General features: G+C 71.6%; 13 protein-coding genes. 7 read left to right on the top strand and 6 right to left on the bottom strand.

From position 1 onward, the window contains the following. The first annotated feature begins 144 nt into the window (after positions 1-144). The 7 genes from AB0M76_RS11010 (at position 145) to moeZ (ending at position 8,755) form a co-directional block, all read left to right on the top strand. A complete protein-coding gene (locus AB0M76_RS11010) occupies positions 145-1,125 on the top strand; it encodes an alpha/beta hydrolase (RefSeq protein ID WP_365952567.1) in 981 nt (326 codons plus the stop codon). 5 nt (positions 1,126-1,130) lie between these two features. After that, the gene (locus tag AB0M76_RS11005; protein ID WP_365952566.1) at positions 1,131-2,597 is read left to right on the top strand and encodes a DUF3152 domain-containing protein; all 1,467 of its coding nucleotides are present in this window, start codon (positions 1,131-1,133) and stop codon (positions 2,595-2,597) included. Between the two features lie 265 nt (positions 2,598-2,862). Continuing rightward, positions 2,863-4,617 (top strand): DUF3492 domain-containing protein, encoded by a 1,755-nt coding sequence (locus AB0M76_RS11000; protein WP_365952565.1) that lies wholly within the window; start codon positions 2,863-2,865, stop codon positions 4,615-4,617. After that, the gene (locus AB0M76_RS10995; protein ID WP_365952564.1) at positions 4,614-5,519 is read left to right on the top strand and encodes a hypothetical protein; all 906 of its coding nucleotides are present in this window, start codon (positions 4,614-4,616) and stop codon (positions 5,517-5,519) included. The genes AB0M76_RS11000 and AB0M76_RS10995 overlap by 4 nt, the downstream gene beginning before the upstream one ends. 174 nt (positions 5,520-5,693) lie before the next feature. Further along, positions 5,694-6,776, top strand: a complete 1,083-nt coding sequence (locus AB0M76_RS10990; protein ID WP_365952563.1) for an NAD-dependent epimerase/dehydratase family protein — start codon at positions 5,694-5,696, stop codon at positions 6,774-6,776. Beyond that, positions 6,764-7,513 carry a spherulation-specific family 4 protein gene (locus tag AB0M76_RS10985; protein ID WP_365952562.1) on the top strand — a complete coding sequence of 250 codons (750 nt, stop codon included), beginning with the start codon at positions 6,764-6,766 and terminating at the stop codon, positions 7,511-7,513. The genes AB0M76_RS10990 and AB0M76_RS10985 overlap by 13 nt, the downstream gene beginning before the upstream one ends. Positions 7,514-7,576: 63 nt before the next feature. After that, positions 7,577-8,755: an adenylyltransferase/sulfurtransferase MoeZ gene (moeZ, locus tag AB0M76_RS10980; RefSeq protein ID WP_030291201.1), complete on the top strand. Its 1,179-nt coding sequence runs from the start codon at positions 7,577-7,579 to the stop codon at positions 8,753-8,755. An 88-nt stretch (positions 8,756-8,843) separates the two neighbouring features. On the opposite strand, the gene AB0M76_RS10975 is transcribed toward moeZ, so the two are convergent. From AB0M76_RS10975 to AB0M76_RS10950, 6 genes are all read right to left on the bottom strand, one after another. Next, the gene (locus AB0M76_RS10975) at positions 8,844-10,439 is read right to left on the bottom strand and encodes an alpha/beta hydrolase (protein WP_365952561.1); all 1,596 of its coding nucleotides are present in this window, start codon (positions 10,437-10,439) and stop codon (positions 8,844-8,846) included. A gap of 164 nt (positions 10,440-10,603) precedes the next feature. Then, the gene (locus AB0M76_RS10970) at positions 10,604-11,035 is read right to left on the bottom strand and encodes an SMI1/KNR4 family protein (protein ID WP_365952560.1); all 432 of its coding nucleotides are present in this window, start codon (positions 11,033-11,035) and stop codon (positions 10,604-10,606) included. A gap of 42 nt (positions 11,036-11,077) precedes the next feature. After that, positions 11,078-15,685, bottom strand: coding sequence for a putative T7SS-secreted protein (locus AB0M76_RS10965; RefSeq protein ID WP_365952559.1), 4,608 nt, complete (start codon positions 15,683-15,685; stop codon positions 11,078-11,080). Next, positions 15,682-16,305: a hypothetical protein gene (locus AB0M76_RS10960; protein ID WP_365952558.1), complete on the bottom strand. Its 624-nt coding sequence runs from the start codon at positions 16,303-16,305 to the stop codon at positions 15,682-15,684. Before AB0M76_RS10960 ends, AB0M76_RS10965 begins: the two co-directional genes overlap by 4 nt. Beyond that, positions 16,302-16,736 (bottom strand): SseB family protein, encoded by a 435-nt coding sequence (locus AB0M76_RS10955; protein ID WP_365952557.1) that lies wholly within the window; start codon positions 16,734-16,736, stop codon positions 16,302-16,304. Before AB0M76_RS10955 ends, AB0M76_RS10960 begins: the two co-directional genes overlap by 4 nt. A 162-nt stretch (positions 16,737-16,898) precedes the next feature. Next, positions 16,899-17,054: a hypothetical protein gene (locus tag AB0M76_RS10950; protein WP_365952556.1), complete on the bottom strand. Its 156-nt coding sequence runs from the start codon at positions 17,052-17,054 to the stop codon at positions 16,899-16,901. Positions 17,055-17,243 lie beyond the last annotated feature (189 nt).

Below are 17,243 nucleotides of genomic sequence, written 5' to 3'. Positions count from 1 at the left end.
TGGCTCCCCTTCTTCCCTCACCCCCCTGGGCCTGCCCTACCTATGAGCCTAGGAGGATCGCGGATACCCCGCTACGCGGATCCCCATACATCTGTGATGCCGAACACAAGAGTCCGGACGTGATCGTCTCGTAACATTGGCCGCATGTCTTCGACCGAGCTGCCGGGTGTGCGATCCACATCCGAGCCGTCCTCCCAGGTGGGAGCCGTCCACGTCGCCGAGGGGGAGCAACTGCGCACCGCCGTGCTGCCCGGACTGGAGCTCGCCGTCCGGTCCCGGCCCCCGCGGCGTACGGGTCTGCCCCCCGCGCTGTTCGTCCACGGACTCGGCGGTTCGTCGACGAACTGGTCGGACCTCATGGTGCAGCTGGAGGACACCGTCGACGGCGAGGCCCTCGACCTGCCCGGCTTCGGCTGGTCCCCGCCGCCCGCCGACCGGGACTACTCGGTCACGGCGCTGGCCCGCGCGGTCATCCGGCACCTCGACGCCGCCGACCGCGGCCCCGTGCACCTCTTCGGCAACTCCCTCGGCGGCGCCGTCTCCACCCGGGTCGCGGCCGTCCGCCCCGACCTGGTGCGCACGCTCACGCTGATCTCGCCCGCGCTGCCCGAGCTGCGGGTGCAGAAGTCGGCCGTGCCGACCGCCCTGCTCGCCGTACCCGGGATGGCTTCCCTGTTCGGCCGGCTGACCCGCGGGCTGACCGCCGAGGAACGCACCCGCGGGGTGACCGACCTCTGTTACGGGGACCCCTCCCGGGTGACGCCGGAGGGCTTCGGGCACGCCGTCGCAGAGATGGAGCGGCGGATGGAACTGCCGTACTTCTGGGACGCGATGACCCGCTCCTCGCGCGGCATCGTCGACGCGTACACCCTCGGCGGGCAGCACGGGCTGTGGCGCCAGGCGCAGCGGGTACTCGCCCCGACCCTGCTGGTCTACGGTGGCCGGGACCAGCTGGTCTCGTACCGTATGGCGCAGAAGGCGGCGGCGTCCTTCCGGGGTTCGCGGTTGCTGAGCCTGCCCGAGGCCGGGCACGTGGCGATGATGGAGTACCCCGAGGTGGTGGCGAACGCCTTCCGGGAGCTGCTGCACGACACCGACCGAGATACCGAAGACGGCAGAGGCTGAGGACCGTGGGACGACATAGTCGCAAGGGGCCCGCTCCGGCCCCCGCCCCTGTCCGCCCGACACCGGCGGCGGAACCCGCAGCGGAGTTCCCGTACGGGGAGCAGGTGGCGTACGGGGAGCAGCCGCCGTACGCCGAGCACGTGCCGTATACGGAGTACCACCCTCCGTACCAGGAGCAGGCTCCGTACCAGGAGTACCGGGAGTACCCGGGCCACCAGGAGCACTTCCCGTACGAGGAGCAGCTCCCGTACGAGGAACCGCGCGGCGGCCACCCCGAGCAGCGCGAGCCCGGCGGCGCCTGGGGCGTGGGGCCCGACGCGGTCTACGGGGACTGGCGCGGCGTACCGCGGGCGCGGCGTTCGGCCGCCGCCGTCATGGACAGCGATACGCCGGCCTTCGGCACCCCGGCGGTCGGCTTCCCGCAGGTGACCCTCCCGCAGCCCCCGGCCGACGCCCTCACCTCCACCGGCTCGCACGGCCTGGTGCCCGGACCGCGTGCGCCGATGCCCGCGGCCGCAGCGGCGCCGCCCGTGGCGCCCGCCGCCCCTGCCGGACCCGTCGCTCCCGCAGCACCGGCCGATCCCGCCGATCCCGCCGATCCCGCCGATCCGGCCGAGGAACAGCCCGGGTCCGGTCGCGGGCGGAAGGTCCGTGCGTACACCGGGATGGCCGCCGCAGCCGTCACCACCGTGCTCGCCGTCGTCGTGGCCGTACAGATGGCCTCCGACGGCGACAGCGGCTCCTCGCCCACCGCCCGGGCCGCCGGCGACACCGACAAGCGCGCCGAGCCCGGCAGGTCCCCGGCCTCCCGCTCCGACGGCCGGGCGACCCCCGCCGCTCCCGCCGCGCCGGCCGCACCCGCGGTGGAGCTGTCGTACGAGCAGAAGATGGCCCAGCAGTTCCCCATCGACGAGAAGCTGAAGGGACCCGGGACCTTCGACACCGTCCCCGGGGTGGCTCCGGCGCCCGGCAAGGGCAAGAAGGTCCGCTACCGGGTCGACGTCGAGCAGGGGCTCGGCCTGGACGCGCAGCTGTTCGCCGAGGCCGTCCACCGCACCCTCAACGACGACCGCAGCTGGGGCCACGGCGGGACGAAGACCTTCGAGCGGGTGCCGGGCGGCGAGGCCGACTTCGTCATCACGCTGGCCAGCCCCGGCACCACCGGCGTGTGGTGCGCGAAGTCCGATCTGGACACCACCGTCGACAACGTCAGCTGTGACTCCGCGTCCACCGAGCGGGTCATGATCAACGCGTTCCGCTGGGCGCAGGGCTCGCCGACGTACGGCGCGGACCAGATGTTCGCGTACCGGCAGATGCTCATCAACCACGAGGTCGGCCACCGGCTCGGGCACGGGCACGTGAACTGCCAGACCCCGGGCTCGCTCGCGCCGATCATGCAGCAGCAGACGAAGTCGCTCGACATCGGCGGCATCCAGTGCAAGCCCAACCCCTGGGTGTTCCCCGGGAATTGACGCTCCCCTGCGGCGCGCCGCCGCCGTGGCGGGCCCGGGCCGGGGGCTCCCCGCGGAGCGGGAGAGGCCACGAGAGGCCCGAGGGCCGTAGGCCCTTTGTAGCGCGCTCGAACGCGGCCCGCAGGCGAAAGTTACGACTCTTCACCCCTTCCGGTGGCGCGACGGACAACCGTCCGTCGCGTCATCGGCATATCCGCTTGAGTTTCCCGCGGCGGGTCACCGGACCGACGGCGACCGCCTGAACGGGAGATCGGGGGTGCCACTCGTGCGGATCGGACTGCTCACGGAAGGTGGTTATCCGTATGCGACGGGAGAGGCGAGGCTGTGGTGCGACCGGCTGGTCCGCGGGCTGCCGCAGCACGAGTTCGAGCTCTACGCGCTGAGCCGCAGCGCCGAGCAGGAGGAGCGCGGCCGGGTCGTCCTGCCCGAGCACGTCACCCGCGTCTGGACCGCCCCGCTCTGGGCCCCGGCGGACGACGGCCGCACGTACTCCCGGCGTGAGCGCCGGCGCTTCGCCGAGTGCTTCAAGGACCTCGTCCGCGGGATCTGCGCGGGCGAGCCCGAACCGTTTGCGTCCGGCCTGTACGGACTCGCCGAACTCGCCCGGGAACAGGGCGGGTTGTACGCGGCCCTGCGCTCCGAGACCGCGGTGCGCGCGGTGGAGTCCGCCTGCCGGGCCCCCGGGGCGCTGCGCTCCGTACAGCGCGCCCAGGTGGCCGACCTGCTGGACTTCGTCGACGAACTGGAGCGGCTGCTGCGGCCGTTGTCCCTCGACTGGTACGAGGACCTGCGCGAGGTCGACGTCTGCCACGCGGCCGCCGGCGGGGTGGCCGCGCTCCCCGGCCTGCTGGCCAAACGCTTCTTCGGAGTCCCGCTGCTGGTCACCGAGTACGGGGTCCAGCTGCGGGCCCACTATCTGGAGCACTCGGCGGACGCCGCCTCCGGGCCCGGCGGCCCGGGAGCGGGCCGAGGTGCCCCCCGGCCCGCCGTCCGGGCCCTGCTCGCGGCCTTCCACATGCGCCTGGCCGCCGAGATCTACGCCCGGGCCGACCTCCTCACCCCCGGCAACGCGCACGCCCGGCGCTGGCAGGAGCGCTGCGGCGCCACCCGCGACCGGCTGCAGACGGTCTACCCCGGGATGGAGGCGGACCGATTCGCCACCGTCGGCGAGGACCCGGACTGCGGGGACCCGGACACCCTGGTCTGGGTCGGCCGGATGGAGCCCGCCAAGGACCTGATCGCGCTGCTCCACGCCTTCGCCGAAGTACGCAGGGCCGCCCCGGACACCCGGCTGCGGATCTTCGCGACCGCCGTGGTCCCCGGCTACCTCGCCGACTGCCGCTCGCTCGCCGCGCAGCTCTTCCCCGACGAGGCCGCCGACGCCGTCACGGCCGGGGAGAACCCCGTCACCTTCGAGGAGATCGGCGGGCCCGAGGCCCCCTCGCCGGCCGACGCGTACGGCTCCGGAAGGGTGGTCGTGCTGTCCTCGGTGATCGAGGGCTTCCCGATCACCCTCGCCGAAGCGATGCTCTGCGGCCGGGCCACCGTGTCCACCGACGTCGGCGCCGTGTGCGAGGTGATCGGCGGCACCGGCCTCGTCGTCCCGCCGCGCAACCCGCGGGCCCTGGCCGACGCCTGTCTGTCGCTGCTGCGGGACCCCGAGCGGGCCCTGCGGTTGGGAGCGGCCGCCCGGGCCCGGGCCCTGGAGCTGTTCACCGTCGAGCAGAACGTGGCCGCCTTCCGGGAGATCTACCTGCGGCTGCTGGCCCGCGGCCCGGCCCGGCCCGACGGCGGGATCCTCTTCGAGCAGCCCCCCGAGGCCCGGGTCCCGGGCCACTGGACGAGCCCCACCTGGGCGGCACCGGCCGCGGCTGCGGACCGGGCCCCGGCGGCCGGGACGGGCGCGCCGGGTGCGGGTGCGGGTGCGGGTGCGGGTTCGGCGGCCGGGCCGGTTCCGGTTCCGGCCCAGACCCCGACCACCACCACGACCACGACCACGACCACGGAGGCGACGGTATGACCCTGGACGAAGCCGCCCCCGTCGCCCCGGCCCCCCGCCGCAGGGCCGGCGGGGATCCCGTCAAGACGCTGCTGCACCGGCACCGGGCGCTGTGCGAGCGGGCCGTGGACCCGCTGGAGATCGCTGCCGGGCTGGAGGTGCAGGGCATCACCGACCGCACCGCCGCGCGCTTCCGGCACCGGGACGTGTTCTCGCTCGCCGAGGAGCTCTACGCCCGCACCCCGCGCGGGGACGAGCCGGCCGCGCCCCGCGCCGTCCGCCCGTCCGACGCCCGGGCGTTACGCGGCTTCGGGTACGCCCTGCTCCCCGGGGCCCTCGCGCTCGGGGCGGCCGCCGCCGGGGTGCCGTACGCCGGGCCCGTCGCCGTACTCGCCACCGTCGCCGCCCTGGTGTGGCCCGGCAGGCCCGGGCGGACCGGGCGGGCCGCCGCGGGCCGGTTCCCGTACGCCGCGCTCCTGCTCGCCGCGGCCGTCGTCGGCTGGGCCGTGCTGCGGCACGGCACCCCTCTCGGAGCCGGCCTCGCACTGGCCGCCGCCCCCGGCCACCTGGTCGGCGCCGTGTACGCCGCCCGCGCCCGGAGCCGGCTCGTCGGCAGCCGCGCCCTGGAGGACTTCGCCGACCGGGCCCGGCCGCTGCTGGTCGCGGCCGCCCTGGCCTTCGCCGCGACCGCCGCGGGGGCGGCCGCGCTCGCCGGGACACCGGCCGCCGTCGCCGTACCACTCGCCGTGCTGCTCTTCCTGACCCGGCTGCTGCTCGCGCACGGCGCCCCGCGCGGGCCCGTCACCGCAGCCCTGGCCCTCGCCCTGCTCCCGATTCCGCTGGCGGTGCCCGCCGCCGCGGCAGGGCTCCTCGTACACGCCGTCCTCGTGCTGTCCCGCGCATCCGCGCACGCCCGGCCCTGAGCCGGCTCCCTCCCGTCCCGCCGCCGCTGCGCCGCTCCGCCGCTCTTCGGAGCCGACGCCGAAGCGCCGTACCCCCCACCGGATCCCGAACCCAGACCCCGACCCCCGACCCCCTGCCCATCGACCAAGGAGACACAGGATGACCGGCCAGCCAACCAACCGAGGGGCCGCGCGATGAGGGTGCTGCTGATCGGAGCCAACGGATACCTCGGCCGCTACGTCGCCGACCGGCTGCTCGCCGACCCCGCCGTCCAGCTCACCGCGCTCGGCCGGGGCGACGATGCGGACGTCCGCTTCGACCTCGCCACCGGCAGCCCCGGCGCCCTCACCCGGTTCCTCGACGCCGTCCACCCGGGCGTCGTCATCAACTGCGCCGGCGCCACCCGCGGCGGGGCCCGGGAACTGACCCGGCACAACACCGTCGCCGTGGCCACCATCTGCGAATCGCTGCGCCGCAGCGGCTGCGGGGCCCGCCTCGTCCAGCTCGGCTGCGCCGCCGAGTACGGTCCCAGCCAGCCCGGATCGTCCACGGCCGAGGACGCCGTGCCGAGACCGGGCGGACCGTACGGCGTCAGCAAGCTCGCCGCCACCGAGCTCGTGCTCGGCTCGGGGCTGGACGCGGTCGTCCTGCGGATCTTCTCGCCCGTCGGACCCGGCACCCCGGCCGGATCCCCGCTCGGCCGGCTCGCCGAGGCCATGCGCCGCGCGATGCAGAACGGCGACGGCGAGCTCAAGCTCAGCGGGCTCGGCGTCCAGCGCGACTTCGTGGACGTACGGGACGTGGCGCGAGCCGTGCACGCCGCCTCGCTCTCCGCCGCCCAGGGCGTCGTCAACATCGGCACCGGGCGTGCGGTCCGGCTGCGCGACGCGGCGGCGGTACTGGCCCGGGTCGCCGGGTACGGCGGCGCCCTGCACGAGCTCGACGTACCGCAGCAGGGGCAGCACGGGCAGGGGCATGGACCCGGACACGGGGCCGGGGCCGGGCACGGGGCCGGGCACGGCGGCGGCCACGGGCTCGGGCTCGGGCCTCAGGGCCGCTCGCCCGGGCTCGCCGCCATCGGCTCCCCGCGCTCCGAGGCGACGGCCGAGCAGCTCGCCGCCGGCGGCGCGGCGCCCGCGTACCCGTACCCCGACGGCTGCGGCGCCTGGCAGCAAGCCGACGTGCGCACGGCCCGGGACCGGCTCGGCTGGCGGCCCCGGATCAACCTGGAGGAATCCCTCGCGGACATCTGGATGGAGGCGGCGTGCCGCATCTGACGACGGCAGCCACGGCGGCCGCCGCGACCGAGGCGGGCCGCCTCGGCCTCGGCGTCCCCGGCTACGCCCACCCGCTGCTCGCCCCCGTCGAATGGGCCGAGCTGACCCGGCCCGGGACCCCGCTGCACTGGACGGTGCTCAATGTCACGGACGGGCCGGGAGGCCGGCCCGACCCCCACTGCACGGAGGCCGCGGCCAAGCTCAGGGAGGCCGGCGGGACCGTGCTCGGCCATCTCGCGATGCGAGACGGTGCGCGGTCGTTCGGTGAGCTCGTCTCCGACGCCCACCGCTTCCTCGACTGGTACCGGGTGGGCGGCTTCTACCTGGCCGACGCCCCGGCGGACGAGGCCGAACTGGCCGAGGTGCGCCGGGTCGCCGACACCCTGCGCGGCCTCGGCGACGGCCTCCGTATCGTGCTGGGACACGGCACGCACCCGTACGAGGGCTATGCGGAGGCCGCCGACCAACTGGTCACCTTCTCCGGGGCCTGGGCCGACTACCGCTGGTCGCAGGTGGCGGAGTGGACCGCCGAGTACCCGCCCGAGCGCTTCTGCCACTTGGTCCACGGGGTGTCGCGGGCGCATCTGGAGGAGGCCGTCCGGATCGCCCGCTGGCAGGGCGCCGGCACGATCTGGTTCACCGACCGGCCAGGCGCCGCCGGGAGGGATCCGTGGGCCTCGATGCCCGCGTACTGGGACGAAATCGTCTCGCGGATCGGACCGGGTGTCTCGGAATGAAGAAGGGCGTGGCAGTGTTACGGGGAGAACCACCGTTCAGACTTTCCCATCTACGGAGTCCCCGTGTCGCTGCCACCCCTGGTCGAGCCAGCTGCTGAGCTCACCGTTGACGAGGTCCGTCGGTACTCCCGCCACCTGATCATCCCGGATGTCGGGATGGATGGCCAGAAGCGCCTGAAGAACGCCAAGGTGCTGGCCGTGGGCGCGGGCGGCCTCGGCTCCCCCGCCCTCATGTACCTGGCCGCGGCCGGTGTGGGCACGCTGGGCATCGTGGAGTTCGACGAGGTCGACGAGTCGAACCTGCAGCGCCAGATCATCCACAGCCAGTCGGACATCGGCCGCTCGAAGGCCGAGTCCGCCCGCGACAGCGTGCTGGGCATCAACCCGTACGTCAACGTGGTCCTTCACGAAGAGCGGCTCGAGGCCGAGAACGTGATGGAGATCTTCAGCCAGTACGACCTCATCGTCGACGGCACGGACAACTTCGCCACGCGCTACCTCGTCAACGACGCGTGCGTACTGCTGAACAAGCCGTACGTGTGGGGCTCGATCTACCGCTTCGACGGCCAGGCCTCGGTCTTCTGGTCCGAGCACGGGCCGTGCTACCGCTGCCTCTACCCGGAGCCCCCGCCGCCGGGCATGGTCCCGAGCTGCGCCGAGGGCGGCGTGCTGGGCGTGCTCTGCGCGTCCATCGGGTCCATCCAGGTGACGGAGGCCATCAAGGTCCTCACCGGCGTCGGCGAACCGCTAGTCGGCCGCCTGATGATCTACGACGCCCTGGAGATGCAGTACCGCCAGGTCAAGGTCCGCAAGGACCCCGACTGCGCGGTGTGCGGTCCGAACGCCACGGTCACCGAGCTCATCGACTACGAGGCCTTCTGCGGCGTCGTGTCGGAGGAGGCGCAGGAGGCGGCGCTCGGCTCCACGATCACTCCGAAGCAGCTCAAGGAGTGGATCGACAACGACGAGCCGATCGAGATCATCGACGTCCGTGAGATCAACGAGTACGAGATCGTCTCGATCCCCGGCGCGAAGCTGATCCCCAAGGGCGAGTTCCTGATGGGCACCGCCCTCCAGGACCTCCCGCAGGACAAGCGCATCGTCTTGCACTGCAAGACGGGTGTCCGCAGTGCGGAAGTCCTCGCCGTCCTGAAGTCCGCGGGCTTCGCGGACGCGGTCCACGTCGGCGGCGGCGTGATCGGCTGGGTCCACCAGATCGAGCCCGAGAAGCCGGTCTACTAGTCACGTCCCGGAGGGGCCGTTCCGCGCAGCTGCGGAACGGCCCCTCCGGGTGTCAGGCGCCCCACATGCTTCAGGCGCCCCGAATGCTTCAGGCACCCTGCGGCGGGGGCTCCGGTGCCACGGGCGTCCCCGACGGGTTCTGCGAAGGGGTGCAGACCGTGTCGGCGGCCGGCACCTTCCCGTCCAGCAGGTAGGAGTTCACCGCCTGCTGCACGCACTTGTCGCCGCTGTTGTACGCGCCGTGCCCCTCGCCCTTGTACGTCAGCTCCACGCCGACGCCGGGGCCGAGCCGCTCCACCATCTTGCGGGCGCCCACGTACGGGGTGGCCGGGTCCCCGGTGTTGCCGATCACCAGGATGGGCGCCGATCCGGGGGCGGAGACGTCCGGGGTCTCCCATGCGCCGGGGACCGGCCAGTCGGTGCAGCTCATCAGGGCCCAGCCGAGGAAGTCCCCGAAGACGGGGGACGCGGCACGGAAGCCGGGCAGCTTCGCCTTCGTCTGCGCGAGAGTGAACCGGTCCTTGAAATCGGCGCAGTTGATCGCCGTGTTGGCGGCGCCGATGTTGCTGTAGTGCCCCTGCTGGTCACGGCCGTTGAGCGAGTCGGACAGCGCCATCAGCAGCTGGCCCTGCCCGCCGTCGGCCTCGTCCAGCCCCTGCTCCAGCAGCGGCCACAGCTCCTTGGAGTACAGGGCCTGCGCGATGCCGTTGGTCGCGGCGGAGTCGGTGAGCATCCGGCCGCCGATGCCGGGGATGGGCTTGTCGGCCAGGCTCTTCTGCAACTTGATGATGTTGTCCTCGATCTCCTTGGCGGTGCTGCCCTGGAGCCGGCACTCGTCGCCGCGGTTCACGCAGTCCTGCGCGAAGTTGCCGAGGGCCAGCTGGAACCCCTTGGCCTGGCCCAGTGCCCCCTCCTCGGAGGTGTTCGTCGGGTCCACGACGGCGTCGAAGACGGCCCGGCCGACGTTCTTCGGGAAGAGGTGGGCGTAGACCCCGCCGAGCTCGGTGCCGTACGAGATCCCGAAGTAGTTCAGCTTGTCGTCGCCGAGGGCCTGGCGGATCCGGTCGAGGTCGCGGGCGGCGTTCTCGGTGCCGACGTACGGCAGCAGGTGGCCGGAGTTGTCCTTGCAGGCCTGCTGGTACTTGTCGATGTTGCCGACGAAGGCCTTCTCCTCGGCCGCTGTCTCGGGACTCGAGTCCTGGGAGTAATAGGCATCGAGCTGCTTGTCGTCCTCGCACCGGACGGGGGCGCTGCGGCCGACGCCGCGCGGGTCGAAGCTCACGAGGTCGTACCGCGAGCGGAGGGCCTCGTACTCCTTGGCGGCGCCGGGCAGCGTACTGATCCCGGACCCCCCGGGCCCGCCGAAGTTGAACACGAGCGACCCGAGCCGCTTGCCCTTGTCCCGCGCCTTGGCCCGGATCAGTGCGAGCGGAATCGTTTCTCCCTCGGGCTTAGCGTAGTCGAGGGGCACGTGGAGCGTGGCGCACTCCCAGTCCTTGGGCGGAGCCTGCCCGCCACCTTGGGCGACGGTGGGCGCCTCGCACTCCCCCCACTTGAGCGGCGCGGCCCCCTTGGTCCCGCCGGCCTCGGGCTTGCCCTCACCACTGTCGGAACACCCACTGACCCCGGCCAGCCCAAGGGCAGCCACCACGGCAACGGCACCCCGCACCACGTTTCGACCCATGCCCCCATCCTGCGTTCCCCTCGGACCCCTCGCCCCCGCGCTGACCCATTCGGGTCGGCTCGCCACTCGTGGTATCGGGTCGCTGCCGGAGCCGGAGCCGGAGCCGGAGCCGGAGCCGGAGCCGGAGCCGGAGCCGGAGCCGAAGGTATTGCCGGCCTGTCTTGTCAGCGGTACCAGTCTTGCCCGGTATGCGTGAGCGCGTTACGCAAGAAAGATTCCAGGCTGGGAGAGATCCACAGGCGGCTGTCGGTTTCGTGGTCCCACACAAACACCTCGCTACGGCTTGGGGTGCGGACAAAGGCGAACTGGTCCCCACCGCCGCTCTCACCGAAGAACATGAGTGGATCGAAAGGCATGTATAGATTCCGGTACGAGGGTTCGCTGCGGAATGCCATATTCACTTCGATGATCTGGTCGACCCCCCAGATCACATCGGTGCCATATTCGTCCGTAATCCCATTGGCCTCTGCGAGAAGCTCTCGCAATGCGTCGGGGAGGGGCTGGCCGAGTGCTTCCTCGAGGCTGGCCAGTCGAGAGAGATCGACTGGTGGTGCTGCTTCTGATCCCTCGTATTCAGCGACGAGTTCTCGCCACACGATATTTTATCCGTCCTGTATGTTGAATGCCTTGTGGTTACTCTATCGAATTCTCGGACTGAACCAGTGGCCAAGCATGTCGTCAACCACGCCGACGTGGTCGAGTACTTCCTGGCGAGTTGGATTCGGGTGCTGGTTGTAGAATTCGTTCCAGGAGATTCTGATTTGACTGAGATGGATGCGGCTGTTTATGTCGCCCTTCGGTATGCCGCGAAGATTTTCGAGGGAGTGGATTTCTTCAGGGCTGAAGAGTCCGGGGTAGCGCTTCAAGGTCTGCTGTTCAATTGCATGATGGACGACGACCTTGTCTTTCAGGCCAGGGTGCTCCTCGAAAAAGGTTTTTTTGTAGTTGAAGCTGTCGGTCCAGCCGACGCTTGCCTCCCCCCATGTTGGAACAGTCTTCCCTAGGAGGGTCTCCTTTTTCGCCTCCGCAATCTTTTGGGCGGCTTCACATGGTGTGAGACCCAGTGGGTCAGAAGATGTGAACGGGTTGTCGACGTAGACGGCGGGGTTGGGGGCGGGTGTGAGCCCCAGGGGGTCGGGTGAGAGGTAGCGGGCCGTTTCGGGGTCGTACGTGCGGAAGTAGTTGTGGTGGAGGCCGGACTCCGGGTCGTAGTACTGGCCCGGGAAGCGGAGCGGGGTGTAGGCCGTCGCGTCGCGGTTCCAGGTTGTGGTGCCCCACAGGGTGCTGCGGGTGCGCCACGCCGCCGTGCCGTCTTCGGCGAGGAGCTGGGTCGGGGTGCCGACCAGGTCGGTGACGATTGCGAAGAAGCGGTCGTCGACGTCGTCCTGGTCGATGCGTTCGGTCTGGGTGAGGGGGTGCAGGCCCTGGTGGGTCCAGGTGACGGTGACGCCGCTGGTGGTCTGTTCGCAGAGGGTGGTGCCGTCCCAGGTGAAGAGCGTTTCCTCGACGACCGCGCCCGTCTCCGACAGGCGCTGTTTGCCCGTGCGGCGGCCCAGGGCGTCGTACGTGTACCGCCACAGGGTGCCGTCCGGGGTGATGACTGCCGTGAGCTGGTCTTCCGCGTTCCATTCGTAGCGCCACGTGTCCGGCTTGCGGGACAGGCGGGTCTTCTGCCGGAGGACGACGCGGCCCAACGCGTCGTGCTCGTACCGGATCGAGCCCGCGTGGGTGATGCGGGTGCCCGCGTACGTGCGCTCGCCCTGGGCCTCCGAGCCCGGGTGGCGGGTCGGCCAGGAGGCGCTCGTCTGGTTTCCGGCCTCGTCGTAGGCGTACCGCTCCGACCAGGACGCGGCATCCACCGCCGTGACGCGCGCCGCCGTGTCGAGGGTGAAGGTGCGGGGGCCGGTCAGCGAGTCGTCGATGCCGGTGAGGTAGCCGTCCGCCCGGTAGCTGTAGCCGCGGCGCTGGAGGGTACGCCCGTCCTCGCCGATGACCGACTGCGCGGTACGGCGGCCCAGGTCGTCGTACTCGTGGGTGAGGGAGAGCGACGGGTTCAGCGTGCGGGTCAGCTCCTGGCCTGCCGCGTCCCGGTCGAAGCTCAACGTGCGACCCGCGGTGGTCAGCGTCGAGCGCCTCCCTGTCGCGTCGTACGCCCACGAGGACTCGGCCCCCGTGGGGGTGGTGCGGCTCGTGCGTCGGCCCAGGGTGTCGTAGCCGTACGTGAGGGTGCGGCCGTCGACCGTCTCCGAGAGCAGCCGGGCCGCCTCGTCGCGCAGCCAGGTGACCGTTGCGTCCGGGGACACCGCACTCGAGAGGGCGTCGAAGACGTCGTACGCGTACGTCGTGACCAGACCGGCGGCGTCCTTGCGGAGCACTTGGCCGAGCACGTTGTGCTGGTACGTCGTGGTCTCGCCCACCGCGTTGGTGCGTGCGCTGAGGCGGCCGGAGCCGTCGTAGCTGTACGTGAGGGTGCGGCCGTCGAAGTCCGTCTCGGCGGCCAGGCGGCCGGCCGGGTCGTAGGCGTAGTCCCAGGTGAGGCCCTGGGGGTTGGTGACACCGGTGAGGCGGAGCTGCGTGTCGTGCGCGAAGGAGTAGTGGGCGCCGTCCGGGCCGGTCCGGGCGACGAGGAGGTCGAAGTCGCCGTACTCGGAGACGGTCACCCCGCCCACCGCGTCCGTGTGGGTCAGGCAGTTTCCTTCACCGTCGTACGTCCACGATTCCGTGCTGCCGTCGGCATTCACGCGCTGGAGCAGACGGCCTTCGACGCTCCAGGCGAAGTGGGTGGTGTGGCCCAGTGGGTCGGTGACGGCCACCGGCCGCCCGAAGGCGTCGCGGGTGCACGTCGTCGTCGCGCCGAGCGGGTCCGTGGCGGACACCACCTGGCCCGCCGCGTCGCAGCGCACCGTCGTCGTATGGCCCGAGGCGTCCGTCACCGTGGACAGGTGGCCGCGGGTGTCGTACGTGAACCGGGTCGTGATGCCGGACGGATCGGTGACGGAGGTGCGGTTGCCGTGGTCGTCGTACGTCTGCCGGGTCACCCGGCCGGCGGGAAGGACGACCTCGACCGGCAGCCCCAGGGCGTTGTACGCCGCGTGGATCTCGCGGCCGTCCGGGCGGACCACCCGGGTGAGCCGGCCCTGTTCGTCGTAGCCGAAGCGGGTGGTGTGGCCGAGCCCGTCCGTGCGGGAGAGCAGGCGGTTGTACGCGTCGTGGGTGAAGTGGGTGGTTGCGCCCGCGGGGTCGATTTCCGCCGTGATCTGGGCGCGGTCGTTGACCAGGAACCGGGTCCGGTGACCCAGGGAGTCGATCAGTGTGGTGCGGCCCGGCTCGTACGTGAAGCGGACGTTGAGGTGGCCGTTGGTGCCGGACTGGGCGACGCAGCGGTGCTGCTCGTCGTAGACGTAGTCGAAATGGCGGTCGTTGGTGTCGGTCCAGGAGGTGATCCGGCCCAGTTCGTCGTAGCCGAAGTGCAGGGGGCGGCCGGAGGAGTTCGTGACGTCGGTGAGGTGGCCGTCCGTGTAGCCGTAGCGGAGGACCTGGGTGCCGTCGGCCAGGGCCAGGCCGGTTATTCGGCCGTCCGACGACGTCAGGCGCAGCTGGTGGCCGCCGCTGTGGGAGATGCCGCTCGGGGCGCCGGACTCGTCGTACGAGAAGGCGATCCAGGCGCCGTTGCGGTCGTCGACCTGCAGGAGGGCGCCGTTCTCCGCGAAGTGGCGGACGTGCCCGGACTCGGGGTCGGTCACCGTGTACGCGCCGTCGGCGTCGAGGGTGAGCGGCCAGCGCTGGCCGTGAGAGGGCAGGACGGCGATCCCGGGCTCGGGGACCGGGTAGGCGAGCAGGCTGCCGTCCTCGCGGACGAGGATGACGCCTTCCTCGTCGATCTCCAGACGCTGGTCGACCGTACTGGCCCAGGTCGGGCCGAACCACCGGCCCGAGCGGTACGAGGATTCGAAGGTACGGCTGAACACCAGAGGCAGTGAGCCGGGGAGCACGAGGTCCGTCTGCGGGAGGATCATCCGGCCCGTCGCCATGTCGACGGGGTCCTCACGGCAGGTCAGGTCCTCCTTCTTGGCGCGCGCCGCGGCTTCCTGCTCGGCCTGCTGCGCTGCCCGCGTCGCCTCCTTCCTGGCTGCGGTCTCCGCTCCTTCCTCAGCGAGGCGGACACTGGTGCGGGCGGCGCCGACCGTGCCCTTGGTGCCGAAGAGTTCGGGTACGAGTCGGCCCAGGAACTCGCTCGGGTCTTCCAGGAAGCTGTCGAGCATGGGACCGGGAATGCGCTCGGGGTGGGAGGCCGTGGAGACGAGGCCCGCCAAGGTCGTGTTGACGTGCTCCTCGTATTCGGCGGGGTGGGTGAGGTTGTAGGGGTCCGCGGGGTTGAGGCCGCGGCCGAAGTTGAGGAGGCCGGCCGTGCCCTTGACGACTCCGCCGAAGAAGTGGCCGAACTCCACTGCCTGGGCGCCTTCGTAGTCGGCGAACTCGGCCAGGAGCTGCTTCATCGCCGACGGTACGGCCGGGGCATGTTCCAGGGCTGCAGTGAGCGCCCGCTCGGCTGCCGAAGCGGCTTCGTCGCGCTGGCGGCGGGCCTCGTTGAGGTGGTCCTTTGCCTCCTGGCGGCCCGCCTTGCCCGGGTCGGCGCCGGGGACCGGTTCCGGTCCGGCGTCGCGGCCCGCTGCAAGGTCTGCCTTGTACGCCTCGGTTTTCGTCCTGTGTGCGTCCTCCGAGTCCTTCGACGCCTTCTCGGCGGCCTTGTAGGCGTCGATCGCCGCCTGGGCCTGGCGCTGGGCCCACTCCAGCGTCTCCATGTAGCGCAGGAGTGCACCGGCGGCCGCCTCGCAGGCGTCGGCCGCGTGCAGCCATTCCGTCGGGTGCATCGCGAACTTGGCGCGGAAGGCGTCGGCCGCCGCGCCCTTCCAGTGGCCCGAGTCCAGGGCGCGCATGCCCTGGCCGACCCGGTCGAAGGCGGCCTGGAAGTCCTGGAAGTGCTTGACGGTTTCGCGGATCGCGGACGGTGAGCCGTGCACCAGTTCGTTGGGCTGCTCGGTCTGGCCGAGTTCCTGCTCGCGTACGGATACTCCGAGTTTCGAGGCGACGTCGTCGCCGAAGTCCTCGACCTTGTCCGCCAAGTCGTGCGCGCCGGCCGTGTCGAGGGCTCTGCCGAGTCCCTCGGAAGCCTTGTCGACGACATGTCCGGTGAACTCTCTGGCGGAGTCCAGGCCCCTGTCGACGAGCCGTCCCCAGTCCGTCATCGGCCGTGTCCTTCCGGTGCCGGGCCGAGCACGTCCTCGACCGTGTCGTCCACTTCGCCGCGCAGTCCGGCCGCGTCGATGACCTGGTTGCTCAGGAGCATGTCGGAGCTGTTCACGTCGTGGGCCGCACCCTTCCAGGCCTCTTTGATGTTCCCCGAGGAGCGGTCGAAGGACTCGCGGCTGTAGTCGGCGTCGCGGATCTGCGTGAAGGGGTTGTCCGAGACGACATCGCCCCAGCCCTTCCCGGTGATGTCGTCCTCGGAGGCGTACGGGTTGCCCCAGGCCGCGTTCACGGCGACCTTGAAACTGCCCTGGATGTTCTGCTCCTGCTCGTGGACGAGGCCTGCCGACAGGCCCACGTTCGCCGCGAACGCGTTCCCCTGCTGGACCAGGGACCGCACACCCCACTCCCAGCGTTGGCAGAACGTCCTGAGGGTGGAGGCCAGGCCGTCGTGGCCCGTCTGCATGCCGGAGAGGCCGAGGTGCGAGAAACCGCGGCCCATGCCGGCCGTGCCGACCATGCCGAGTTCCTCCAGCTCGGACAGCGTGTCCGTGATGCCCTTCGCGATCTGGTCCAACGCCTGCTTCGAGACGTCCAGATCCGGCTGATCTCCGCTCACGCGGCAGCCTCCCCGTCGAGCGCTGCCGTGGCAGGAACGATTCCGCGCATGGGCGGGAAAACCGCGCCGTCGGGGCCGGCCGCGTTCAGGGCCACCCCGCACGGGAAGTCCAGCGCCGGGATGATCTCATCGAGCAGCAGGGCTCCGGTGACGCGCCGGTACGTCCATTCCCGCGAGGCATCGTCCCGCGCCACGGCGAACCGGGACAGCGCCTCCTCGTCGGAGAACGCGCAGATCCAGTCCAGGCCGCCGAGTTCGGCCGTCCACACGCCGCCCTGCTCGTCCAGCGGAACGAGCACCGCCCGGCTGCGGAAGTCCGCCAGCCGTTCCAGTACCGCTGCGCGGGCCGACTCGAAGGGATCGGCGACGGGTTCGTGCGCTCGCCCCGCGGCCTCCGTCCGGAGTCGGCCCCACTCCTCGTCGAACCCCATTCCGACACCCCCCACACCGTTTGCAATCGAACGCAATCCTGGGGGGTGTTCGAGAGGGATCCAACTTTGCGCCTTGACCGGCGCACATATTGAGACGGCGTCAGGGGCGGGAGAGGGTTTCGCGGGCTGCCGTGCGGGCCGTGGAGATGCAGGCCGCCACGCCTACTGCCTGCTGTACTTCGCGGGCACGGTGCCGTACGTGAAGACGATGATCCGGGAGCGGAACTCGCGGGCGTACCGACGGGGTTCGGTGGCGTACCACGCGGCGGCCCTGGTGGTGGCCGCCTGACTGTCGCCCTGGCCGGCGATCCCCTTCACGGCCCACCTGGCCCGTGCGGCCACCCTTCCCGGCCGCGGCCTGAAACCCCCGGCGGTGGGCGCGATCGGCAGCCGCCTCGGCGGCGCTCCTGGCCACGCTGGTGGCGGCGTTCAGCCGATGACGGCTGCCGCTGCGCGGTGCTTCCTCCCCGCCCCGCCCTTTCACCGTTTCCCCGGGCTCTGCCCGGA

Origin of the sequence: Streptomyces sp. NPDC051364, from assembly GCF_040682115.1 — a bacterium.
Taxonomy (GTDB): Bacteria; Actinomycetota; Actinomycetes; order Streptomycetales; family Streptomycetaceae; genus Streptomyces.
Note: the sequence above shows the minus strand (reverse complement) of the source record. Positions and strands in the feature narration are given on the sequence as shown.

Coding starts and splice junctions, on each gene's coding strand:
- AB0M76_RS11010 (WP_365952567.1), top strand. CDS start 145: ATGTCTTCGACCGAGCTGCCGGGTGTGCGATCCACATCCGAGCCGTCC.
- AB0M76_RS10975 (WP_365952561.1), bottom strand. CDS start 10,439: ATGGGTCGAAACGTGGTGCGGGGTGCCGTTGCCGTGGTGGCTGCCCTT.
- AB0M76_RS10990 (WP_365952563.1), top strand. CDS start 5,694: ATGAGGGTGCTGCTGATCGGAGCCAACGGATACCTCGGCCGCTACGTC.
- AB0M76_RS10955 (WP_365952557.1), bottom strand. CDS start 16,736: ATGGGGTTCGACGAGGAGTGGGGCCGACTCCGGACGGAGGCCGCGGGG.
- AB0M76_RS10995 (WP_365952564.1), top strand. CDS start 4,614: ATGACCCTGGACGAAGCCGCCCCCGTCGCCCCGGCCCCCCGCCGCAGG.
- AB0M76_RS10965 (WP_365952559.1), bottom strand. CDS start 15,685: ATGACGGACTGGGGACGGCTCGTCGACAGGGGCCTGGACTCCGCCAGA.